General features: G+C 70.0%; 16 protein-coding genes and 1 pseudogene. 11 read left to right on the top strand and 6 right to left on the bottom strand.

Features of this window, described 5'->3' with window-relative positions; all coding sequences use genetic code 11:
• Positions 1 to 5: 5 nt before the first annotated feature.
• Complete coding sequence (locus ACIBQX_RS17370; RefSeq protein ID WP_397005488.1) at positions 6 to 3,146, bottom strand: BTAD domain-containing putative transcriptional regulator; 3,141 nt, start codon at positions 3,144 to 3,146, stop codon at positions 6 to 8.
• Positions 3,147 to 3,292: 146 nt separating this feature from the next.
• On the opposite strand from ACIBQX_RS17370, the gene ACIBQX_RS17365 reads away from it, so the two are divergent.
• Entirely contained in the window at positions 3,293 to 4,306 is a 1,014-nt protein-coding gene (locus ACIBQX_RS17365; RefSeq protein WP_397005486.1) for an NADP-dependent oxidoreductase, read from the top strand.
• A 41-nt stretch (positions 4,307 to 4,347) separates the two neighbouring features.
• Positions 4,348 to 5,166 (top strand): GNAT family N-acetyltransferase, encoded by an 819-nt coding sequence (locus ACIBQX_RS17360; protein ID WP_397005484.1) that lies wholly within the window; start codon positions 4,348 to 4,350, stop codon positions 5,164 to 5,166.
• Between the two features lie 304 nt (positions 5,167 to 5,470).
• On the opposite strand, the gene ACIBQX_RS17355 is transcribed toward ACIBQX_RS17360, so the two are convergent.
• Positions 5,471 to 5,917 (bottom strand): MarR family winged helix-turn-helix transcriptional regulator, encoded by a 447-nt coding sequence (locus ACIBQX_RS17355; RefSeq protein WP_397005482.1) that lies wholly within the window; start codon positions 5,915 to 5,917, stop codon positions 5,471 to 5,473.
• A gap of 84 nt (positions 5,918 to 6,001) precedes the next feature.
• Here ACIBQX_RS17355 and ACIBQX_RS17350 point away from each other — a divergent pair, with 84 nt between their 5' ends.
• Positions 6,002 to 6,388 (top strand): 4-oxalocrotonate tautomerase family protein, encoded by a 387-nt coding sequence (locus tag ACIBQX_RS17350; RefSeq protein WP_397005480.1) that lies wholly within the window; start codon positions 6,002 to 6,004, stop codon positions 6,386 to 6,388.
• Between the two features lie 236 nt (positions 6,389 to 6,624).
• Here ACIBQX_RS17350 and ACIBQX_RS17345 read toward each other — a convergent pair whose 3' ends face one another.
• Positions 6,625 to 7,806 (bottom strand): serine/threonine-protein kinase, encoded by a 1,182-nt coding sequence (locus ACIBQX_RS17345; RefSeq protein WP_397005478.1) that lies wholly within the window; start codon positions 7,804 to 7,806, stop codon positions 6,625 to 6,627.
• Between the two features lie 138 nt (positions 7,807 to 7,944).
• Here ACIBQX_RS17345 and ACIBQX_RS17340 point away from each other — a divergent pair, with 138 nt between their 5' ends.
• The 8 genes and pseudogenes from ACIBQX_RS17340 to ACIBQX_RS17305 all read left to right on the top strand — a co-directional run bounded on the left by ACIBQX_RS17340 (position 7,945) and on the right by ACIBQX_RS17305 (position 17,713).
• Positions 7,945 to 8,895 (top strand): 4Fe-4S binding protein, encoded by a 951-nt coding sequence (locus ACIBQX_RS17340; protein WP_397005476.1) that lies wholly within the window; start codon positions 7,945 to 7,947, stop codon positions 8,893 to 8,895.
• Positions 8,892 to 9,539, top strand: coding sequence for an NADH-quinone oxidoreductase subunit J (locus tag ACIBQX_RS17335; RefSeq protein ID WP_397005474.1), 648 nt, complete (start codon positions 8,892 to 8,894; stop codon positions 9,537 to 9,539). Before ACIBQX_RS17340 ends, ACIBQX_RS17335 begins: the two co-directional genes overlap by 4 nt.
• Positions 9,539 to 9,841: pseudogene (gene nuoK, locus ACIBQX_RS17330) on the top strand (NADH-quinone oxidoreductase subunit NuoK); the annotation flags it as partial. The gene ACIBQX_RS17335 and the pseudogene nuoK, both read left to right, overlap by 1 nt.
• A 116-nt stretch (positions 9,842 to 9,957) precedes the next feature.
• On the top strand, positions 9,958 to 11,895 hold the full coding sequence (locus tag ACIBQX_RS17325) for an NADH-quinone oxidoreductase subunit L (protein WP_397005472.1): 1,938 nt from the start codon (positions 9,958 to 9,960) through the stop codon (positions 11,893 to 11,895).
• Positions 11,895 to 13,604, top strand: coding sequence for a NuoM family protein (locus ACIBQX_RS17320; RefSeq protein ID WP_397006786.1), 1,710 nt, complete (start codon positions 11,895 to 11,897; stop codon positions 13,602 to 13,604). Before ACIBQX_RS17325 ends, ACIBQX_RS17320 begins: the two co-directional genes overlap by 1 nt.
• A complete protein-coding gene (locus tag ACIBQX_RS17315) occupies positions 13,601 to 15,169 on the top strand; it encodes an NADH-quinone oxidoreductase subunit N (RefSeq protein WP_397005470.1) in 1,569 nt (522 codons plus the stop codon). The genes ACIBQX_RS17320 and ACIBQX_RS17315 overlap by 4 nt, the downstream gene beginning before the upstream one ends.
• 176 nt (positions 15,170 to 15,345) lie before the next feature.
• Positions 15,346 to 16,197 carry a zinc metalloprotease HtpX gene (gene htpX / locus ACIBQX_RS17310; RefSeq protein WP_397006784.1) on the top strand — a complete coding sequence of 284 codons (852 nt, stop codon included), beginning with the start codon at positions 15,346 to 15,348 and terminating at the stop codon, positions 16,195 to 16,197.
• Positions 16,198 to 16,315: 118 nt separating this feature from the next.
• Positions 16,316 to 17,713, top strand: a complete 1,398-nt coding sequence (locus tag ACIBQX_RS17305; protein ID WP_397005469.1) for a hypothetical protein — start codon at positions 16,316 to 16,318, stop codon at positions 17,711 to 17,713.
• Here the strand turns inward: ACIBQX_RS17305 and ACIBQX_RS17300 are convergent.
• From ACIBQX_RS17300 to ACIBQX_RS17290, 3 genes are all read right to left on the bottom strand, one after another.
• Positions 17,688 to 18,152: an NUDIX hydrolase gene (locus ACIBQX_RS17300; protein WP_397006782.1), complete on the bottom strand. Its 465-nt coding sequence runs from the start codon at positions 18,150 to 18,152 to the stop codon at positions 17,688 to 17,690. The two genes, ACIBQX_RS17305 and ACIBQX_RS17300, sit on opposite strands and share 26 nt — an antisense overlap.
• Before the next feature lie 191 nt (positions 18,153 to 18,343).
• A complete protein-coding gene (locus tag ACIBQX_RS17295) occupies positions 18,344 to 18,763 on the bottom strand; it encodes a hypothetical protein (protein ID WP_397005467.1) in 420 nt (139 codons plus the stop codon).
• A gap of 109 nt (positions 18,764 to 18,872) precedes the next feature.
• A complete protein-coding gene (locus ACIBQX_RS17290) occupies positions 18,873 to 19,355 on the bottom strand; it encodes a phospholipase A2 (protein ID WP_397005465.1) in 483 nt (160 codons plus the stop codon).
• Positions 19,356 to 19,547 lie beyond the last annotated feature (192 nt).

Below are 19,547 nucleotides of genomic sequence, written 5' to 3'. Positions count from 1 at the left end.
GTCGGTCAAAGCCCGTCCAGCCCGAGCCGGCATACCGGCCTTCGGGCGGTGATGCGGTCCACGTCGCCGCGCTCAGCCGGCGGCAGCGGCGCGCCCACCGACTCCCGGAGCGCGCCCGCCTCGCCGAGCAGCCGCGCCGCCTCCTCGTGCGCGCCCTCCAGCGCCGCCACCCCCGCCAGCCCTTCCAGCGCCAGCGCCACGGCCCTCGGGTCCCCTATTTCGCGTGCCACGGTTAGTCCTTCCTGATGCAGAGCCCGCGCCGCCCCGGCGTCACCCCGCTCCTCGGCGACGAAGCCGAGCTCTGCCAGCAGCAGCGCAGCGCCGTAGAAGGGCAGCCCGTAGTCGGCCTTCAGCCTGCGGTTCCACGCCAGCGACTCGCTGAAGTACGCCCACGCGGCATCGAGATCGCCCGCCCGCCTCGCGACCAGCCCCAGCCCCACCCGGGCGAACTCCTCGGTGAACCGGTTCGACTGCTCCACCGCCAGCCGCATCCCCCGCTCATGGAACTCCCTGGCCCGGACGAGATCCCCGGTCAGCAGCGCGACCCGCCCCAGACTGGACAGCCGGTAGGACACGTCGGTCCACAACCGGAGGTCCTCCGCGATCCGCAGCCCCTCCCGGTGCAGGCGACCGGCCGTGTCGTAGTCCCCGGCGATCTCCGCCAGATAGCCCAGCATGTCCGACACCTGAAGCTGCCCCCAGCGGTCACCCAGCTCCTCGAAGAGCTCTCGCGCCGCCGTCCCGGCCCGCCGGAGCAGGTCGAAGTCCCCCTGGAAGACGGCCTGCTTGGCCCGCGCGGCCAGGGCCGCCGCCTCCCCCCACCGGTCGCCGTCCGCCCGGAAGTCCGCCAGCGCCTGGTCGATGATCTCCACCGCGGTGGCGACGTCCCCGAAGTTCAGGTGAGCGAGCGCGAGGAACGGCCGCGCCCTCGCGTCAGCGGACCCCAACCCCTTCAGCGCGGTACGGCTACGCGCCAGCGGGTCGGCACCCTCGCCGATCAGCAGGCCGAACCCCGCCTCCCACGCCGCGGCCTTGGCCCGCCCCGCCGCCCCCTCAGCCGTCCCCGTATCGGCCAGTGCTCGGCCGAGCCAGCGATACGCCTCTCTGTGCCTGCCGCGTACGTACCAGTACCAGGTCAGCGCGTTGACCAGCCGCAGGTTCGGCGCTTCGAGCACCGCGCGCAGGTTCGGCATCTCGTCGTCCAGCCGCTGGAGCCACCGGCGCTGCCCGTGCCCGTACAGCTGAGGCGCGGCCCGCTCGGCCAGCTCCACGTAGTACGCGTCCCGCCGCGCCCAGGCCGGATCGTCGGCGTCGAGCCGCTCCAGGCAGTAGGCGGCGACGGACTCCAGCAGCCGATACCGCGTCTCCCCGGACGCCTGCCGCTCAGCCACCACCATCGACCTGTCCACGAGCTGCGCGACCACATCGGCGGCGTCCGGCGTGGACACCGCCTCCGCCGCCTCCAGCAGGCACCCGCCGGGGTGCACGGCCAGCCGGCACAGAGTGCGCCGTTGAGGCTCGTCGAGCTGCTCCCAGCTCCAGTCGATCATCGCCCGCAGCGTCCGCTGCCGCGCCGGCAACCCGCGCCCCGTGGCCGACAGCAGCCGGAACCGGTCGTCCAGCCGCTCGGCCAGCACCTGTACGCCCAACGCCCGCACCCGGGTCGCGGCCAGCTCCAACGCCAGCGGCAGGCCGTCCAGCCGCCGGCAGATCGCCGCCACCGACGCGGCGTTCCCCGCCTCCAGCTCGAACCCCGGCGCCGCCGCGGCCGCCCGCGCCACGAACAACCGCACCGCCGCCGACTCCCGCAGCCGCGCCAGGTCCGCCCCCTCAGGAGGCAGGTCGAGCGGCGTGACCGCCTGCACCACCTCACCGGGCACCGCCAGCGCCTCCCGGCTGGTGGCCAGCACCCGCAGCCCCGGCGCCCCGCGCAACAGCACTGCCACCAGCTCGGCCACGGGCTCCACCAGGTGCTCACAGTTGTCCAGCACCAGCAGCACCCGCTGCCCCCGCAACGCCCCGGCGAGGCGGCTCACCAGGTCATCCCCCCGAGACCCCTGGCCTCCTGTCTCCTGGCCACGGACCCCCTGGGCAGGAGCCTCCTCGTCGCGCAGGCCCAGCTCCGCCGCCACCACCTCGGCCACCGTGGTCAGCCCGCCGCCGGCCCCGGCCAGCTCGACCAGCCACACCCCGTCGGCGGCCGCACGGAGCGGCTGCGCCGCGACCGCGATCGCCAGCCGGGTCTTGCCGACCCCGCCGGGGCCCACGAGGGTGACCAGCCGTTCGGCGCCGAGCAGGTCGTGTACGTGCCGCACCGCCTCCTCCCGGCCCACCAGGTCCGTCAGCGGGACGGGCAGGTTCGTCCGGGGACGTGCCGCCGAGGTCTCGGGCGTGGGGACGGGGGCCAGCGCGGGATCGTGGGTCAGGATCGCCTGGTGCAACGCCGACAGCTCGGTGCCGGGATCCAACCCCAGCTCCTCGGCCAGCAGCCGCCGTAGCTCGGCGTACCCCTCCAGAGCCTCGCTCTGGCGGCCCGCCCGGTACAGGGCGCGCAGGTGCGCGGCCCGCAGCCGCTCGCGCAGCGGATGCTCCGTCACCAGCCCGGCCAGCTCGTCGGCGAGCAGGCTGTGCTCGCCCAGCTCCAGCCGCGCCTCCGCCTGCTCCTCCAGCGCCGTCAGCCGCTGCTCGTCCAGCCGTACGGCCGCGATCCGGGCGAACTCCTCATCCCGGAAGTCGGCGTACGCGGGCCCCCGCCACAGCGCTAGCGCGTCCGCCAGCAGATCCGCCCTGGCCCGAGCCTCGCCCGTCGCCCTGGCCCGGGTCAGCAGGTCGGCGAAGCGCAGCGCGTCCACCGAGCCGGCCGCCAGCGTGTAGCCGGCCGGCTGGTAGGCGACGAGCTCGCGCCCTCCGGGCTCCGCCCGCTCCAGAGCGCGCCGGAGCTGGGACACCTTCGTCTGCAGCGTGTTGCCGGGGTTGCCCGGCAGGCGCTCGCCCCAGAGGTCGTCGGCCAGCCGGTCCGGCGGCACCGGACGTCCTTCGTGGATCAGCAGGTCGGCGAGGAGCGCGCGAACCTTCACCTCCGGTACGCGCACGGGCCGTCCGTCGGCCGTCCACACCGCCAGCGGGCCCAGCACTCCGAATTCCACCAGGTCACGGTAGTCCCCCGCGATCCTGCGGCACTACCCGGGCACCCGTCCTCAGCGAACCCCCAGTAGGTCGTGCGCGGCGTCTCGCACAGTGGAGCCAGGGCGACCAGTTCGTCCGCCGTAATCGCTGACCTTGGAGAATGATCATGCTTGCTGAGCAGCTCACCAGCCGGGAGATCCATCTGGCCGCCCGACCCTCGGGCGAGCCCGCCCCGGCCGACTTCGCACTGGCCCGCACCGTGCTCCCCGACCTGGCCGACGGCCAGATCCTGGTGCGCAACACCTGGATGTCGGTTGACCCGTACATGCGCGGCCGGATGAACGACGCCGAGTCGTACATCCCCCCGTTCCAGCTCGGCGCTCCCCTGGAAGGCTCGGCGGTCGGCGAGGTCGTGGCCTCCCGGGCCGACTCCGTCCCCGTGGGCGCGACGGTCGTGCACTTCCTCGGCTGGCGTGAGTACGCGATCGTGGACGCCGCCTCGGCGACGATCGCCGACACCGCGCTCGCCCCGGCGCAGGCGTACCTCGGCGCGCTGGGCACGACCGGCTTGACCGCCTACGCCGCGCTCACCGAGGTCGCTCCCGTGCGGGAGGGCGACGTGGTGTTCGTGTCGGCCGCGGCGGGCGCGGTCGGGAGCGTCGCCGGCCAGATCGCCCGCAAGCTCGGCGCCGCCCGCGTGATCGGCTCGGCGGGCGGGCCGGAGAAGGCGGGCAAACTGGTGTCCCTGTTCGGCTATGACGCCGCGATCGACTATCGGGCCGGTTCGGTGGCGGGCCAGCTCGCCGAGGCGGCGCCGGACGGCGTGGACGTGTACCTGGACAGCGTGGGCGGCGACCACCTCGTGGCCGCCCTCGGCGCGCTGCGCGCCGGCGGCCGGATCGCGCTGGTGGGCGCGATCAGCGCGGTCAACGCCACCGAGCCCGTCCAGGGCCCGCACAACCTGTTCCAGCTCGCGTACAAGGACGCGACGATGCGCGGCATGCTGATCAACTCCTACTTCCACCTGTTCCCGGAGTGGGTGGGGAAGGCGGCGGGCTGGCTGGCCGACGGCTCGCTCCGGACGGAGTCGACCGTGGTGGAGGGGCTGGAGCACGCGCCGGACGCCTTCCTGCGGATGATGCGGGGCGGCAACATCGGCAAGATGCTCGTCAGGCTCTAATGGTGTTGCGCGGCCTGCCACCGTGGTGTTGAGGTGGGCGGGTGAATCGTGAAGCGGTGCTGGAGACGTTCGACCGTCAGCTTCGGCGGGAGGCCCGGCCTGACGGCGCCGGCGACCGGGTCGAGCGGGTGGCCGGGGTGGTGCGGCACCTCGCTGCGGCCGGCGGCGGCCGGACTGGCGACGGCGGGGTTGGCGGCGGCGGGGTTGCCGACGGCTGGTCCGGCATCGTCTGGTCCGGCCTCGACGACGCCACGGCGGACGCGGCGATCGCCGCGCAGGTGCGCTACTTCACTGATCTCGGCCGCGAGTTCGAATGGAAGCTGTACGCTCACGACCGGCCGGCCGACCTCGCCGACCGGCTGGCGGCGGCCGGTTTCGTGCCCGAGCCGGCGGAGACGCTCATGGTCGCCCAGGTGGCCGACCTGCCGACCGGCGTCGACCTCCCCGAACCCGTCCACCTGCGCCCGGTGTCCACCCCCGCGGACGTGGACCTCATGAGGGACGTCCACGACCAGGCGTTCGGCACCGACTTCAGCGCTCTGCGAGCGAGCATGCTCACCCGGCTCGCCGCCGGCAGGCTCGTCGCCGTCCTCGCCCTGGCCGGCGACCTCCCGGTCAGCGCCGCCCGGATGGAACTCCACGCGGGCACCGAGTTCGCCAGCCTCTGGAGCGGCGGCACCGTGCCGGCCTGGCGCGGCAAGGGCATCTACCGGGCCCTGGTCGCCTACCGCACCCGCATCGCGGCCGAGCGCGGCTACCGCTACCTCCAGGTGGACGCCTCCGACGACAGCCGCCCCATCCTGCAGCGCCTCGGCTTCCACCCACTGACCACGACAATCCCGTACGTGTACCGCCCCTGACCAGGGTCACGGTCACCCGAAGACCCGCTGCGCTAATACTGGCCTCAATGACGCTGCTCACCGCCAAGGCGGACCTGCACGCCGCCGACGACCGCCGACCGCAGCGCCATACCGGGCCGCCGCGCCGACCGACCGTTACGCCGCGCCGTTACGCAGCGCCGCGCCGTTACGCAGCGCCGCGCCGTTACGCCGCGCGGACTCTTACGCCGCGCGAGCCGCAGAACCGCACGAGCCGCAGAACCGCGAGCCGCAGAACCGTAACGCCGCGCCCGCCCCTTTTCCGCACATATATGAGCTTCTCGGCTCAGCCGTGCATCCGCTTGCCCAGGGCGGCCTCGTAGGCGCGCATCGTCCGTACGATCGTGGCGCGTTCCGCCGGCGTTAGGTCGCCCAGGACCTCGTTCCATGCCAGCGCGCTACCCGCCAGCCACTCGCCGATCGGCTCGACGTACTGCGGTGCGATCGCGACGACCCGCCGTCGTCGATCGGCATCGTCCTCCTCGCGCGTCAGGACACCGCGACGAGACAGGTCACCCACCATGAGGCTGACGGTCGTCGGAGCGATCTCCAGCCGCTCCGCCAACTGGCTCACCGTGAGAGAACCGTCGTACTGCAGGTAGGCCAGCAGCGACAGGTGGCGGGGCGCGAGATCGAGCGTCCGCAGCGCCTCCGGGACGGGCAACCGCTTGGCTCGCCCGACGATCCTGGGCATCAGCAGCAGCATGGCCCGTACCGCCATGTCGGTGCTCAAACCGTCCGCGTTGTTGACCACTCGGAACCTCGCACATTACCTTTAATATCAAAGCTAATTTGACAACAAACAAGGAGGTCCACCATGCCACATCTGACGGTCCGAGTTCTGGAGCCGCAGCTCCAGGGCAACGAATCGGCCCTCATCAGCGCGCTGACCGACGCGGTGGTCGAGGTGTACGGCGAGTGGGCCCGCGACGTCGCGGTCATCCACCTCGACGGCGTGCCCACCGGACGCTGGGGCGCGCGAGGCAAACCGGTCGACGAAGCTCCACCCACGATCACGTTCGGCATCCGCGAGGCGGCGTTCACCCGTCCCGACAGCGGCGAGCTCATTGCCAACCTCGTGCGAACCGTCACGGACGCCGTCGCCGACGTCCTCGGAACGCACTGGCGCGACACCATCACGGTCGAGCTCGTCGCCACCCCGGCCGGCCGCACTGCGATCGGAGGTGTGATCGTCGACGGCTAGCCCCGTTTTCGCACGTGAGAGATCTTCAGCGGAGGTCTCGTGGATGGATGTCGAGAAGGTCCAGAAGGAGCCGTCGTAAAGCCGTATCCACTGGTCATGAAGCCGTATCCATCGTCCACGCCACAAGCCGGCGTCGCGCCGATGGGAGGCTGCGCTGAGAAGACATTGTGCGATGGGACGTTGCGCTGGAGAGCGACGGGGCGCTGCGCTGATGGAACGTATCGCTGGTGGGCGCGCTAATGGACGATGGCCAGCATCACGTCGGAGGCGGAAGGCCGGTTGTCGGCTTGTTTGGACAGGCAGGCACCCACGACCCCGCGAAGGTGCTGGGGCAGCGGCGATAAATCCGGATGAAAGGTGAGCACCCGGTTGAAGATCGCAGGCATGGTGTCCTCTCCGAACACAGGACGTCCCGTGGCGGCGAACATCATGGTCACGGCCCAGCTGAACACGTCGGACGGGGGCCCGACCTGCTCCCCGGACAACTGTTCGGGAGACATGTAAGGAGGCGTGCCGACCATCTTGCCCGCCGTCACCGTCACCTGATCGAGCGCCCGAGCGATGCCGAAGTCGATGACCCTCGGCCCGTCGTGGCCGATGAGCACGTTGCTCGGCTTGAAATCGCGGTGCACGATCCCCGCCTTGTGGATGGCCGCCAGTGCCCCGGCTGTGGACAACGCCAGCCGCGTCAGGCTGTCCTCGTCCCGCGGCCCGTGCCGGCGCACCAGTTGTTCAAGCGAGGGGCCTTCCACGTATTCACTGACGATGTATGCGAACTGTCCCGTGATGCTCACATCGAGCACGCGGGCTGTGGAAAACGTCGCCACCCGCCGCGCCGTGTCGACCTCTCTGGCGAACCGATCCCGCGCGACCTCATCGACCAGGTCATGCAGCACCTTCACGGCCACCCGCACTCCGTTGGGCGCCATGGCGAGATAGACCGCTCCCTGGCCACCGCGCCCCAGCGGTTGGAGCACCCGATAGTGCCCGATCCATTCGGGCTCGCCCGCCCGATGGCGGAAGGAAGGGGCGGTGGTCCGGTGATGCACGCTGGGCGGAGGGGGCGGAGGAGGACCGGTGAGGGCGCCGGAACGCGCTTTGGCCATCGCGGGCACGAGGATGCCCGAGTGGATCACGCCGGCGATCCATGCGGCCACGAACATGAGCGAGACAAGCGTGCTGAAGGGCTCGGGAATGTCCTCCACATCGTCGTACGCCATGATCACGATCACGAAGGCGCCCGTGGAGAAGGCATAGGCGCACGCGGCGAGCACCTGCCACCCGCTCCTCAGCCAGAACGCCGCGAACCCGATCGTGAACGGGGTCGCCAAGCCGCACGAGACGAGGGAAAGGGCCGCCCACACGATCGAAGCGGCCCATGCCCCGCCACTGGGACGGCTCGGCTGGCGATACGACATGGCGAGAGACTATCGCTCCGTACTTGCGCATATCGGGCGTCGCCCGTTCTTGTGGATAACTTCCCGTCAACCTGTGGATGACTGTGGAAAACCTGGGGACAACGCGCTAGCTCATTCACCTGCGCGCTCAAGTGCGCCATGATGTTGAGTATGGGACGGATACCCGGCGTAGGGCTCGCGAAGGGGCTTAGCATCACTCTTCGCCACATGCTGCGCAAATCCGACACCCAGCAGTATCCCAAGGTGAAACCCGCCCTCCCGCCGCGCAGTCGCGGGGTGATCGCCCTGGTCGAGGAGAACTGCACCTCTTGCATGCTCTGTGCCCGAGAGTGCCCCGACTGGTGCATCTACATCGACTCGCACAAGGAGACCCTCCCAGCGCCTGAAGGCGGCCGACCACGCCAGCGCAACGTCCTCGACCGGTTCGCCATCGACTTCGCCTTGTGCATGTATTGCGGGATCTGCATTGAGGTGTGCCCGTTCGACGCCCTGTTCTGGTCGCCCGAGTTCGAGTACGCCGAAGGCGACATCCGCAACCTTCTCCACGAGAAGGACAAGCTGGGCACCTGGGTCGAAACAGTCCCACCGCCTCAGCTCCACGACGCCGGCGCCGAGCCGCCCAAGGAGCTGTCTGCCGCCCCCCGGCGCCCCGGCCGCGCCACCGACGCGCCCTCCGCCCGCCCTCCCCGCGCACCGGGCAAAGCAGCCGCTCCTGGTACGAATGCCGCGCCTAGCAAGGCGCCCACCACGGATGCGGACGCCGCATCCGGCAGCCCAGAGCAGGCGCCCCCACCCGGCGAAGCGACTCCCTCTGACACAGGTACGCCCCCTCGACCCGTAACGGCGGAGCCCGACCCCAAGGCGGATGAGCCACCCAGGCCCCGCCCCGGCGACGCGGCGTCATCCACAGGCGCGCCGTCCGGAGAAGAGTTGTCCACAGGCGCGGAGGAACCGCGAGCAGAACCTGGGCCGGAGGGGCAGACTTCTGGCGCGAGACCGCCAAGGCGGAGGATGGCCGATCCTCGATCCATTCGCCCGCCCGGGCGGCTCGGCCCTGATCAGCCAAGGGAGCCAAAGGAGGAGTCGTGACCGAAGCGGTGCCCTCCTATCTGTCACCCACCGGGCAAGAGATCGTCTTCCTCCTGCTGGGAGCGGTGGCAGTCGGATCCGCGCTGCTCGTCGTCACGACCCGGCAACTGGTCCACGCCGCACTCTGGCTCGTCGTCACCTTCGGCGCGCTGGCCGGCTGCTACCTGGTCCTGACCGCCGAGTTCGTGGCATGGGTGCAGGTCCTCATCTATGTGGGCGCCGTGATCGTCCTGCTGCTGTTCGGCATCATGCTTACTCGCGCGCCCATCGGCCGTTCCACCGACCTCGACAGCGGCAACAGAACGGCCGCGGCCGTGGTGGCGTTGGCGACGGCGGCCATCCTGGTCACGGTGGTGATCGACGGCTTTCGCATGGCCTACACACCCCTGACGCCCGGCCAGGGCGGAGCGGGGGTGCTCGGAGGCAGCATCTTCAGCACCTGGGTGCTGCCGTTCGAGGCGCTCTCGGTGCTCCTGCTGGCCGCCCTGATCGGCGCCATCGTGCTCTCCCGCACCGACATAACCGGCGCAAACGGTACGGATTCGCGCGGTGGTTCGCCCGGCGCAGCGACAGACGAGCCCAGTGGTCCGCCTCGTACGGACACACCCGGCGGTTCGCCACCCGATCAGACCGGGAGCCATTAGTGCACATCGTCTACCCGGCGGTCGTTTCCGCGCTCCTGTTCTCCATCGGCGTCTACGGCGTGCTCGCCAGACGCAACACGATCCTTGTGCTGATGTCGGTCGAGCTGATGCTCAACGCCGTCAACCTCAACCTGGTCACGTTCGACGTATGGCTCGGCGACCGCCTGCACAGCGGCCAGGTGCTGACCCTGTTCGTCATCGTCATCGCGGCGGCCGAGGTAGGCGTCGGCCTCGCCATCGTGCTGGCCCTCTACCGCAACCGCAGGACGGTCGACATCGACTACCTGCGCGACCTGGCGGAGCCCACGGACGCCTCTTCCATGGAGCCGACCCAGACGCCCCCGCAGCCCGAGACCGACGACCCGCCGGAAGAGCGTGACCACGCAGACGGCCGCCCGGCCGAGCGAGGGGGCAAGCCGTGACGACCTTCCCGTTGCTGGCCGTACTCCTGCCCTTCCTGGCGGCCTTCGCCGGCCTCCTGCTGTCACGCCGGCCACGGAGGCGCGCACGCGAGGCGGACACCCCCCAGCGCAACGGACCGGCCACCACCTCGGCCAACGCGCCCGACGCGGCCAACCGCAGGGCCGCCTCGATCGCGGTCGTGCCGACAGCCGCCGCGGCGGTGCTGGCCGTCTGGCTGGCCTGGGGCCAAGGATTCGCCTTCCTCGACGGCGGCCCCCGCTCGGCCCCCGTGGGCGACACCTACGGCGCGATCGACACCGGCGGCGTCCCGATCTCGCTCACGCTCCAGGCCGACGACCTCTCCGGCCTGCTCGGAGTGCTGGTGACGCTCGTGGCCCTGGCCGTGCAGGTCTATTCGATCGGCTACTTGAAAGACGACGCCCGCTACCCCTCCTACAGCGCCTTCATCAGCCTGTTCACCAGCGCCATGCTCCTCGTGGTCTACGCGGGCGACCTCCTCGTCCTCTACGTGGGCTGGGAGATCATGGGCCTGTGCTCCTACCTCCTCATCGGCCACTGGTGGGAGGATCGCGGCAATTCGCGCGCCGCGGTCAAGGCGTTCCTGGTGACCCGGCTGGGCGACGTCGGCTTTCTGTTCGGCATCTTCGTGCTGGGAGGCGCCGCGGGCAGCTTCCGCATCGCTGACGTGCTGGCGAAGGTGCCCGAGATGTCCTCCGGCACGCTCGTCGCCGCCACGATGCTCCTGCTCGCCGGGGTCGCGGGCAAGAGCGCGCAGGTGCCGCTGCACACCTGGCTCCCCGACGCGATGGCGGGCCCGACGCCGATCAGCGCGCTCATCCACGCCGCGACCATGGTCGCCGCGGGCATCTTCCTCGTGGCCCGGCTCTTCCCCGCCTTCGCGGCGGCCCGGCCGACGCTCGATGTGCTTGCAGTCCTGGCCGCGCTCGGCATGCTGGGCGCCGCGCTGGCCGCGCTGGCGCAGGACGACCTGAAGCGCGTGCTGGCCTACTCAACGGTCAGCCAGCTCGCCTACATGGCCGGAGGTCTCGCCGCCGGGTCCGACACCGCGGCGATCTTCCACCTGATCACCCACGGCGCGTTCAAGGCGCTGCTGTTCCTGTGCGCGGGCGTCGTGATCCACCACGTCGGCTCCAACCTGATGAGCCAGATGGGCGGGCTGCGCAGGGAGTTGCCGATCACGTTCGCGGCGACGACGGTCGGCTTCGCCGCCCTCATGGGCCTGCCTCCGTTCAGCGGCTTCTTCAGCAAGGACGCCGTGCTGGTGGCCATGGAGGGCGCGCTCGCCGGCGGCCTCACGGACGCCGCTGCCCTGCTCCTGTACGGTTGCGCGCTCGCGACGGTGGCCGTCACCGGCGCCTACGCCGCCAGGGCCTGGCTGCGCACCTTCTTCGGCCGGACGCGGGCCGTCGCGCTCCCCGAGCCCGAGCCCGGCACGGCCCACGTCGTCGACATCCGCGAGGCGCCGTCCACGATGCTGGTGCCGGTCACCCTCCTCGCCGTCCCGGCCCTGCTGCTCGGCTTCGCCGGGGGCCTGCACCTCGACGTGCCGGTGGCGGCCGTCAGCGTCGCCCTCGCGCTGCTCGGCGCGGCCGTGGTGTACGCCTCGTGGCGCGGCGACCCCACGGTTGACCCGGCCCGGCTGCTCGGCCCGCTGCGGGTGCCGTGTGAGCAGGCGTTCTACGTCGACAACCTGTACGCCGCCGTCATCGTCCGCCCGGCCGTGGCGCTGGCCGGGTTCGTCGTCAGGGCGGACGACACGGTGGTGGACGGCGCGGTGCGCGGCTCCGGCCGTTCGGCACGCGGGCTGTCCGGGCTGCTGAGATTCGCGCAGAACGGCAACGTTCAGCTCTATGTGAGCGGCCTGCTGGCCGGAGTCCTTCTGATCGCGGTGGGGGCGGTGATGTTCACATGATGAGCTGGCTTCCCGTCGCGCTCCTCGCCGTGCCGTTGCTGGGGGCCTTCCTGCTCCTGGTGGCGCCGTCGATCCTGCGCCCGGTCCTGCCGGCTTACGGGATGGCCGTCTCCGGCGTGACGCTGGCGTTGGCCGTGGCGCTGGTGGCCACGTTCGACTACGGCCAGGCGGGGCGGCCCCAGTCCACCGTCGACCTGCCCTGGGTTCCCGGCCTTGACCTGCGCTTCCACCTGGGCGTCGACGGGATCTCGCTGCCGCTGGTCGCGTTGACCGCGCTGCTGACGTTCCTCTGTTTCGCCTATCTGAGCTGGGGCGACGCCCGGCGCCCCGGCCAGTTGCTGCATCCCAGACCGGGCGGGGCCAGGCCGAGGGCGCTGGTGTTCACGCTGCTGGTGCTCGAAGTGGGCATGATCGGCACGTTCCTCGCGCTCGACCTGCTGCTGTTCTTCGTGTTCTTCGAGATCGTGCTCGTGCCCATGTACTTCCTGATCGCCATCTGGGGCGGTGAGGGGCGCAGGGGCGCGGCGGTCAAGTTCATCCTCTACACGCTGCTCGGCTCGGTGGTGATGCTGCTCGGCCTGCTGCTCATCTGGGCGCAGACCGGCACCCTCGACATCGTCGCCCTCGGCCAGGCACACGGTGCCGGCATGTCGAGGGGGGTGCAGGTGCTCGCGTTCGTGGCGGTGGGGCTCGGGCTGGCGGTCAAGACCCCCATGTGGCCGCTGCACACCTGGCTGCCGGACGCCCACACACAGGCTCCCACGGTCGGCTCTGTCCTGCTGGCCGGTGTGCTGCTGAAGATGGGCACGTACGGCTTCGCCAGGATCGCGATCCCGATCCTGCCGGAGGGTGCCGCGGTGGTGGCGCCGTGGCTGGGCGCCTTCGCCGTGGTCGGCATCATCTACGGCTCGCTGGCCTGTCTGGCGCAGCGCGACCTCAAACGGATGATCGCGTACTCATCCGTCGGCCACATGGGCTTCGTACTGCTGGGCTTCGCCACGCTGACGACGGTCGGCATCAACGGCGCCCTGTTCGCCAACGTCGCCCACGGCCTGATCACCGGCCTGCTGTTCTTCCTCGCCGGCGCGATCAAGGACCGCCACCACACCGCCGACATCCCGTCGCTCGGCGGCGGCATGCTGGCCAGGCTTCCCCACCTCGGCGCGGTCCTGACGTTCGCCTCGATCGCCTCGCTGGGCCTGCCGGGGCTGGCCGGATTCTGGGGGGAGATGCTGGCGTTGCTCGGCGCCTTCCAACCGGCCGAGGTGCTGCCCAGCGCCCTGTTCCGCACCTTCATGGTCATCGGCGGTCTCGGCGCGGTTCTGACAGCGGCGTACTTCCTGGTCATGCTCTCCCGAGTCACCCACGGTGTGCCGTCCGTCCCGCTGCCCGTCCCCGCCACCACGGGCCCGGACGATCACCGTGTCGCGGCGGGACCGGGCAATGGCGCCGCCGCCGCAGCAGGGCCCGGTGAGCGCGCGGACGCGATCGTACGCCCACCGGCCGACCTCGCCGCCTGGGAGACGCCCGATGAGCGGCCGGTCGACCCCATGGGTACGGCCCGTCCGGAGGCGCTCGACATTCAGCGGTACGAACTCGTCGCCTGGGTGCCGTTGATCGTGCTGATCCTGCTCTTCGGGCTCTGGCCCAAACTCCTGCTCTCGCTCACCACACCGGCCGTGCAAACTCTGCTGGGAGCACTGTCATGATCCAGCAGATCGACTACTTCGCGATCGCGGCCCCCTTGACCCTCGCCCTGGTGGCGGGACTCGTCCTCGTGCTCGACGCCTTCCTGCCGGCCCGGCGCGGGGTCAAGTCCGCGCTGGGATTCGTGACGCTCGGGGGCGTGCTGGTCGCGCTGGGGTTCGTCGTGGCGCAGGCCGCCCTCGTCGGCTCCGGGACGCTGTCCACCTTCTGCGTTCCCGGCCACCTGGCCGGCGACGGCCCGCCCGGTGAGTCGTGCTCGTTCGTGGTCGACCGGCTCACGCTGGTCTTCGCCGGGCTGGTGCTGGTGGCGGCCGTCGTCGTGGTGCTGATGTCGATGACCGAGCTGGCGGAGGGCGACATCCCGGTCGGGGAGTGGCACTTCCTTCTGCTCTGCATGCTGACCGGCGCCGTGACGCTGCCCGCCTCGCGAGACCTGATCATGCTGGTGGTGGCGCTCGAGCTCGTCTCCCTGCCGGTCTTCGCGCTCACCGCCCTAAAACGCTACGACGGCCGCTCCTCGGAGGCCGCGGTCAAGCTGTTCCTGGTGTCGGTCGTGTCGACCGCCGTCATGCTCTTCGGGGTGTCGCTGCTGTACGGCGTCGCCGGGACGGTCTTCCTGCCACGGCTGGCGGCCGTCTTCAGCGGGGAGCTTCCGGCGCCGGGGTGGGCGGAGGGGTCCTCGTCCATCCTCGAAGCCGGTCACGGCCTGCCCGGCCTGGTCACGGTCGGCATCGTGCTCCTCGTGGCGGGGTTCGCCTTCAAGATCGCGGCCGTTCCCTTCCACTCCTGGGCGGCGGACGTCTATCAGGGCGCCCCCATCCCGGTCGCCGCCCTGCTCTCGGTGATCTCGAAGGCGGCCGGGTTCGCGGGCCTGATCCTCGTCCTGGTCCTCGCACTGCCCGGCCAGTCGGCCACCTGGATCCCGATCATCGCGATCATCTCGGCCCTCACCATGACGGCGGGCAACCTGCTGGCGATGCGCCAGCGATCCGCCGTACGCCTGCTCGCGTGGTCGTCCGTCGCCCAGTCGGGCTACATCCTCGCCCCGCTCGCGGTGGCGTTCCGGCCCGGCGGGAGCTCCGCGAACACGGCGGTCGGCGCCTCCGTGGCCTATCTGGTGATCTACGCCGCCATGAACCTGGGCGCCTTCGCCGTGGTCATGCTCGTGTCCCGGACCGTGCCGCGCAACGAGCTGGACGACTACCGGGGGCTGGTGTCCCGGAGTCCGGCGGCCGCGCTCGCGCTGGCATTCTGCCTGATCTGCCTGGCCGGGCTCCCGCCGGGGCTGGCCGGGTTGTTCGCCAAGATCGTGGTCTTCCGGGAGATCGTCGATGGCGGCGCCGGATGGCTGGCGGTGGTCATGGCGGTCAACACCGTGATCGGGCTCTACTACTACGTCGTCTGGACGGCCCGGCTCTTCACCCCCGAGCGGGCAGCGGCTCCGCCCGCGCGACGTCCGTTCCCCGCGGTCTGGGTGGCCATCGGCGTCGCGGTGGCGGTGGCGGTCCTGTTCTCGGTCGCGCCACAACCGGTGCTCGACATGACGTTCTTATCCGCTACGTACTGACTTATCCACCCGCACTGAGGTGAGGGCCGGGTGCCGTCGCACCCGCTGAGATACCACCGGGGCAGATGTGGTCAGCGAGTTCGATCGCGTTCAGCCTCCGGGTGAGCACTCCCGGGAACGTTGGAGCAGGGCATCGTCGTTGTACCAGGTGAAGCCGGACCATGAGGGGGGGAATTGTGCACCACAACGGCCTGCGCACGGCGGTCCTGCTCGGGAGCCTGTCTGCGCTGATCATCGCGGCCGGCGCGTGGCTGGGCGGCGGCATGGGCATGCAGATCGCGTTCGTGCTCGCCCTGGTGACCAACGGCGTCGCCTACTTCTTCTCCGACCGGATCGCGCTGTCGGCCATGCGTGCGAGGCAGGTCAGCGAGGTGGAGCAGCCCACCCTCTACCGGATCGTCCGCGAGCTCTCCACCGAGGCCCGGCAGCCGATGCCACGGCTCTACATCTCGCCCACCGTGCAACCGAACGCCTTCGCCACCGGCCGCAGCCCGCGCAAGGCCGCCGTCTGTGTCACCTACGGCCTGACCCAGCTGCTCGACGAGTCCGAGTTGCGGGGCGTGATCGGGCACGAGCTGTCCCATGTGTACAACCGTGACATCCTGATCTCGTCCGTCGCCGGTGCGCTGGCCACGATGATCACCTGGGTGAGCTACGTCGCGGTCTTCTTCGGCGGGTCCGACGACGACGAAGGCCCCGGATTCGTCGGGGCGGTCCTCATGATGCTGCTCGGCCCGGTCGCCGCCGGCATGATCCAGATGGCTGTCTCGCGCAGCCGGGAGTTCCAGGCTGACGAGTCCGGGGCCCGGCTGACGGGTGACCCGCTCGCGCTCGCCTCGGCCCTGCGCAAGATCGAGATGGGTGCTCGCAGGCTGCCGCTTCCCGAGAACAGCCGCCTGGCCTCGGCCTCCCACCTGATGATCGCGAACCCGTTCAGCGGTGCCGGACTCGGCCGCCTGTTCTCCACGCACCCGCCCACCGCCGAGCGCGTGGCCAGGCTGGAGCGCATGGCCGGCTACCGGCGCTGAACTTATGCGAAACAATCGGAGTATGGGGAAATCTCCGCGACTGAGCCCGGCTGAGCGGAAGGTGTGGGATGCCTTCCCCACGGGCCAGACGGTGGAGTTGGCCCCTTTCACTCCGGATGTGACCGGTCCCGCAGGCGGCAACGCCCCATCGGACGGGCACACCTGGGGCCCCGAGCGCACCGTCCGAGCCCAGGTGATCACCTCACTGTTACTCGGCGCCCGTGACGCCGTCGCCGGCTCGGCTCCGGCCGTACGGCTCACCGGCGCCAGGATCACCGGGCCGCTCCAGATTCTCGGCGGCACCGTCGAGCACGAGCTCGCGCTCAACGGCTGCCACCTGGACGAGCCCATCCGGCTCACCGGCACCACCGCCCGGACCCTGCGGCTGACCGACTGCCGCTTACCCGGGTTGACCGGTGGCGGCATGCGGGTGGCGGGTCACCTCAGTCTGTCGGGCTCGTACATCACAGGAGCGGTGCGGGTGCCACGCGCCCAGTTCGAGAGCGGCCTGTGGCTCGGCGGCACCAAGATCATCGCTGGTGAGGACGACGATCACGCGTTCTACGCCGACGCCATGGTGGTCGACTCCGGCATGTACATGCGCAACGGCGACTTCACCGGCGGCGTGCGGATGTACGGTGCCCGCCTCAACGGCGGGTTCTCGTTGGAGGACGCCAAGCTCCGCAATCCCGGCAAACAGGCGCTCATCGCCGACGGCATGGTCGTCGAGGACGCGATGCGCTGCACCGGCGACTTCCTGGCCGAAGGCTGTGTACGGCTGCGCGGGTCGCGCATCAACGGCCTGCTCGCGATCCGGGGCGTCATCCGCAGCCCCGACACGCCGTACGCGCTGCATGCCAGTCACATGGAGGTCCGCGAGTTCTACCTCAAGCCGGCCGAGCCGATCGACGGCGTGGTGACGCTCGCGCACTCCACCGTGAACACCCTGGAGGACAACCCCGCCACCTGGCCGGACAAACTCCGCCTGAACGGCCTGACGTACGAACGCCTGCGCGGCAGCGGAGTCTCCCGCCGGATCGAATGGGTCGGCCGGGACCCGGAGGGCTTCAGGCCACAGCCGTACGAGCAACTGGCCGCTTGGTATCGCCGTGACGGCAATGACGCGCTGGCACGCCGGACGCAGCTCGCCAAACTTCGCGGCAGGCGCCACACCGAAGGGGTCGGCGGCCGGCTCTGGGGCCGCTTGCTGGAGTTCACCGTCGGCTACGGCTATCGCCCGTGGCTGGCGGCGGTCTGGTTCGCGGCGCTGCTCCTGATCGGCACGGTGTCCTTCGGCCTGAACCCGCCCCGGCCGCTGAAACCCGACGAGAGCCCCGTCTTCGACTCGTTCGCCTACAGCTTCGACCTGCTGCTCCCGTGGTCGACCTTCGGGCAACGGGACCTGTTCGACCCGGCGGGCTGGACGCAGGGGCTCGCGTACGGACTGATCATCTCGGGCTGGATCCTGGCCACCGCCCTCATCACCGGGGCTACCCGAGTGCTTCGCCCGTCGTGATCTTCCGGAGAATCGCCGCCAGGTCCTCCGGAAAGATGACCTCCTCGGTGGCGTCGATCTCCTCGGCGCTCCACCACCGATATCCGAGCGTGGTCTCCTTCTCGATCTGCTCCATGTGCTCGAACGAGACGTCCACCTGGCCCACCTGAACCGCGAAGTACGCCTGATCCTGCGTGATGGCGTACTGCGCGAAACTGAATTCGATCGTGCTCGTCCCGTACGGTCCCGTGAACTCCTCCGCCGTCGCCCGAATCCCCACCTCTTCGAACAGCTCGCGCGCGGCGGCCTCCTGAAGCGTCTCCTCGCCCTCCAGAGCGCCGCCGATGGTGAACCAGAACGGCTCGCCGGGGCGTACCGGATCGAAACCGTGGAGCAGGAGGACGCGGCCCTGATCGTCGACGGGCAGAGCACGAGCCGTGAAGCGGCGCAGGGGGATCATCGTCACGATCGACAAGCTTACGGATCCCCTCCGACAGCCTGCCTGGGCCCGTACTCGACCGGGCCCCATGGTGGCGATCGTGATCGGTATGTCCGCCTCCGTACCTTGACTCGCGCCCTGCTAGGGGAGACGTCGAACGTCGCGGCGGCACGGGAGCCTAATTTGATGCCGGGCCGGTCACACTCTCGGGATCAGATGCCGCGGGTCTGGTACGTGCACTTCGGATCGGAGGAGGCGCTCGTGTCGAATCGGACGCGGAACCTCACGAACACCTTGTGCGCCTTCGGCCTGCTCACCGAGATCTTCCGCGAGCCCGTCTTGCCGCCCTTGTAGCCGACGGCTTTGAACACGAAGTCCGGCTGGGCGTCCTGCATGAAATAGAAGCGGACATCGTTGTTGCTGCCGACATTGCCGGCGATCCGCCAGGACAGCTGGTTGAACAAGTGCTTTGTCGTGGACGTCAGATAGCGGGCCCTGATCTCGATGCCGTGGTTGCCGTCCGTGCAGCGTGCGATGAGGTACTGGTCGGCGGACGCCATGGCGGGCGCCGCCGTGATCGATGTGGCCAGGCCCATGGCGGCGACGACAGCCACGTTACGCAGAAACTTCATGGTGTCCTTCTCCTAGATCGTGATCACTGTTCTTGGACGCGGAACGGCCGAACCCGAACCGGGCCTTGAGAAAGGCGGGTTCTCCCGTCGCCCGGGGCCGCGATCGGTCCTAGCTCGCGAGAGTCCTGACCGCTCCGTAGAACGCCGCCGCCGCAATTCGGCACGAGGCCTTCTTCGTCTTGGAGAATTTCACGCACACGTTGCCCATATCGAAGAGGAACGCGTCATCGACGGCCTTCTTGTAGGTGTTCTTCCACTTGCTGGAGCTCGCGAGTCGCTTGACATTGCGGTAGCCGAAGTCGTGGCGAGCGCAGGGCGTCTTGAAGACTCCCTTCCAGTAATCTGAGTTACCGATCTTCCCGGGCACCGAGCAGCCGTCGGTGTTCCAATTGAAGCTCCACCTTTTGACATAGGGCTCGTTCTTGTTGCGACGCATATTGGCCCAGTAGGTCTGGCTGCTCGCGGTGTTCTTGGTGAGCGAGAGAGCCACGTTCAGGTTGGCATCCGATGCCGCCGCCGCAGGTGTGCTGATCAGGGTTAACGCTGTCGTGGCCGCCACCAGCGCACCAGAGATGATCGCCGTCGTTCTCACGGGGGTGCTCCTTGTTGAGGGAGATGATTCACAAGGGTCACGGGTCCGTGATGTGGAACGCAAACAATCATGGGCAATACGGCGCGCGAACATACCCGTGGAGTTGGCCCGATGCTCCTATGGTTGTCAAGCAACGTTCCGAAGTTCGCTAGTTGCGCCGTTCTCGCTGGTGAGGGCTTTGAAGAGCTCGCG

Source organism: Nonomuraea sp. NPDC049714, from assembly GCF_044465295.1.
In the GTDB taxonomy this organism is placed as follows: Bacteria; Actinomycetota; Actinomycetes; order Streptosporangiales; family Streptosporangiaceae; genus Nonomuraea.
This window is presented reverse-complemented; position numbering and strand designations above follow the sequence as displayed.

What these genes read in the sequence shown, in the direction of transcription:
- ACIBQX_RS17315 (WP_397005470.1), top strand. Translation starts at nt 13,601, where the DNA reads ATGATCCAGCAGATCGACTACTTCGCGATCGCGGCCCCCTTGACCCTC.
- ACIBQX_RS17345 (WP_397005478.1), bottom strand. Translation starts at nt 7,806, where the DNA reads ATGTCGTATCGCCAGCCGAGCCGTCCCAGTGGCGGGGCATGGGCCGCT.
- ACIBQX_RS17300 (WP_397006782.1), bottom strand. Translation starts at nt 18,152, where the DNA reads ATGATCCCCCTGCGCCGCTTCACGGCTCGTGCTCTGCCCGTCGACGAT.
- ACIBQX_RS17350 (WP_397005480.1), top strand. Translation starts at nt 6,002, where the DNA reads ATGCCACATCTGACGGTCCGAGTTCTGGAGCCGCAGCTCCAGGGCAAC.
- ACIBQX_RS17365 (WP_397005486.1), top strand. Translation starts at nt 3,293, where the DNA reads ATGCTTGCTGAGCAGCTCACCAGCCGGGAGATCCATCTGGCCGCCCGA.
- ACIBQX_RS17295 (WP_397005467.1), bottom strand. Translation starts at nt 18,763, where the DNA reads ATGAAGTTTCTGCGTAACGTGGCTGTCGTCGCCGCCATGGGCCTGGCC.
- ACIBQX_RS17340 (WP_397005476.1), top strand. Translation starts at nt 7,945, where the DNA reads ATGATGTTGAGTATGGGACGGATACCCGGCGTAGGGCTCGCGAAGGGG.
- ACIBQX_RS17320 (WP_397006786.1), top strand. Translation starts at nt 11,895, where the DNA reads ATGAGCTGGCTTCCCGTCGCGCTCCTCGCCGTGCCGTTGCTGGGGGCC.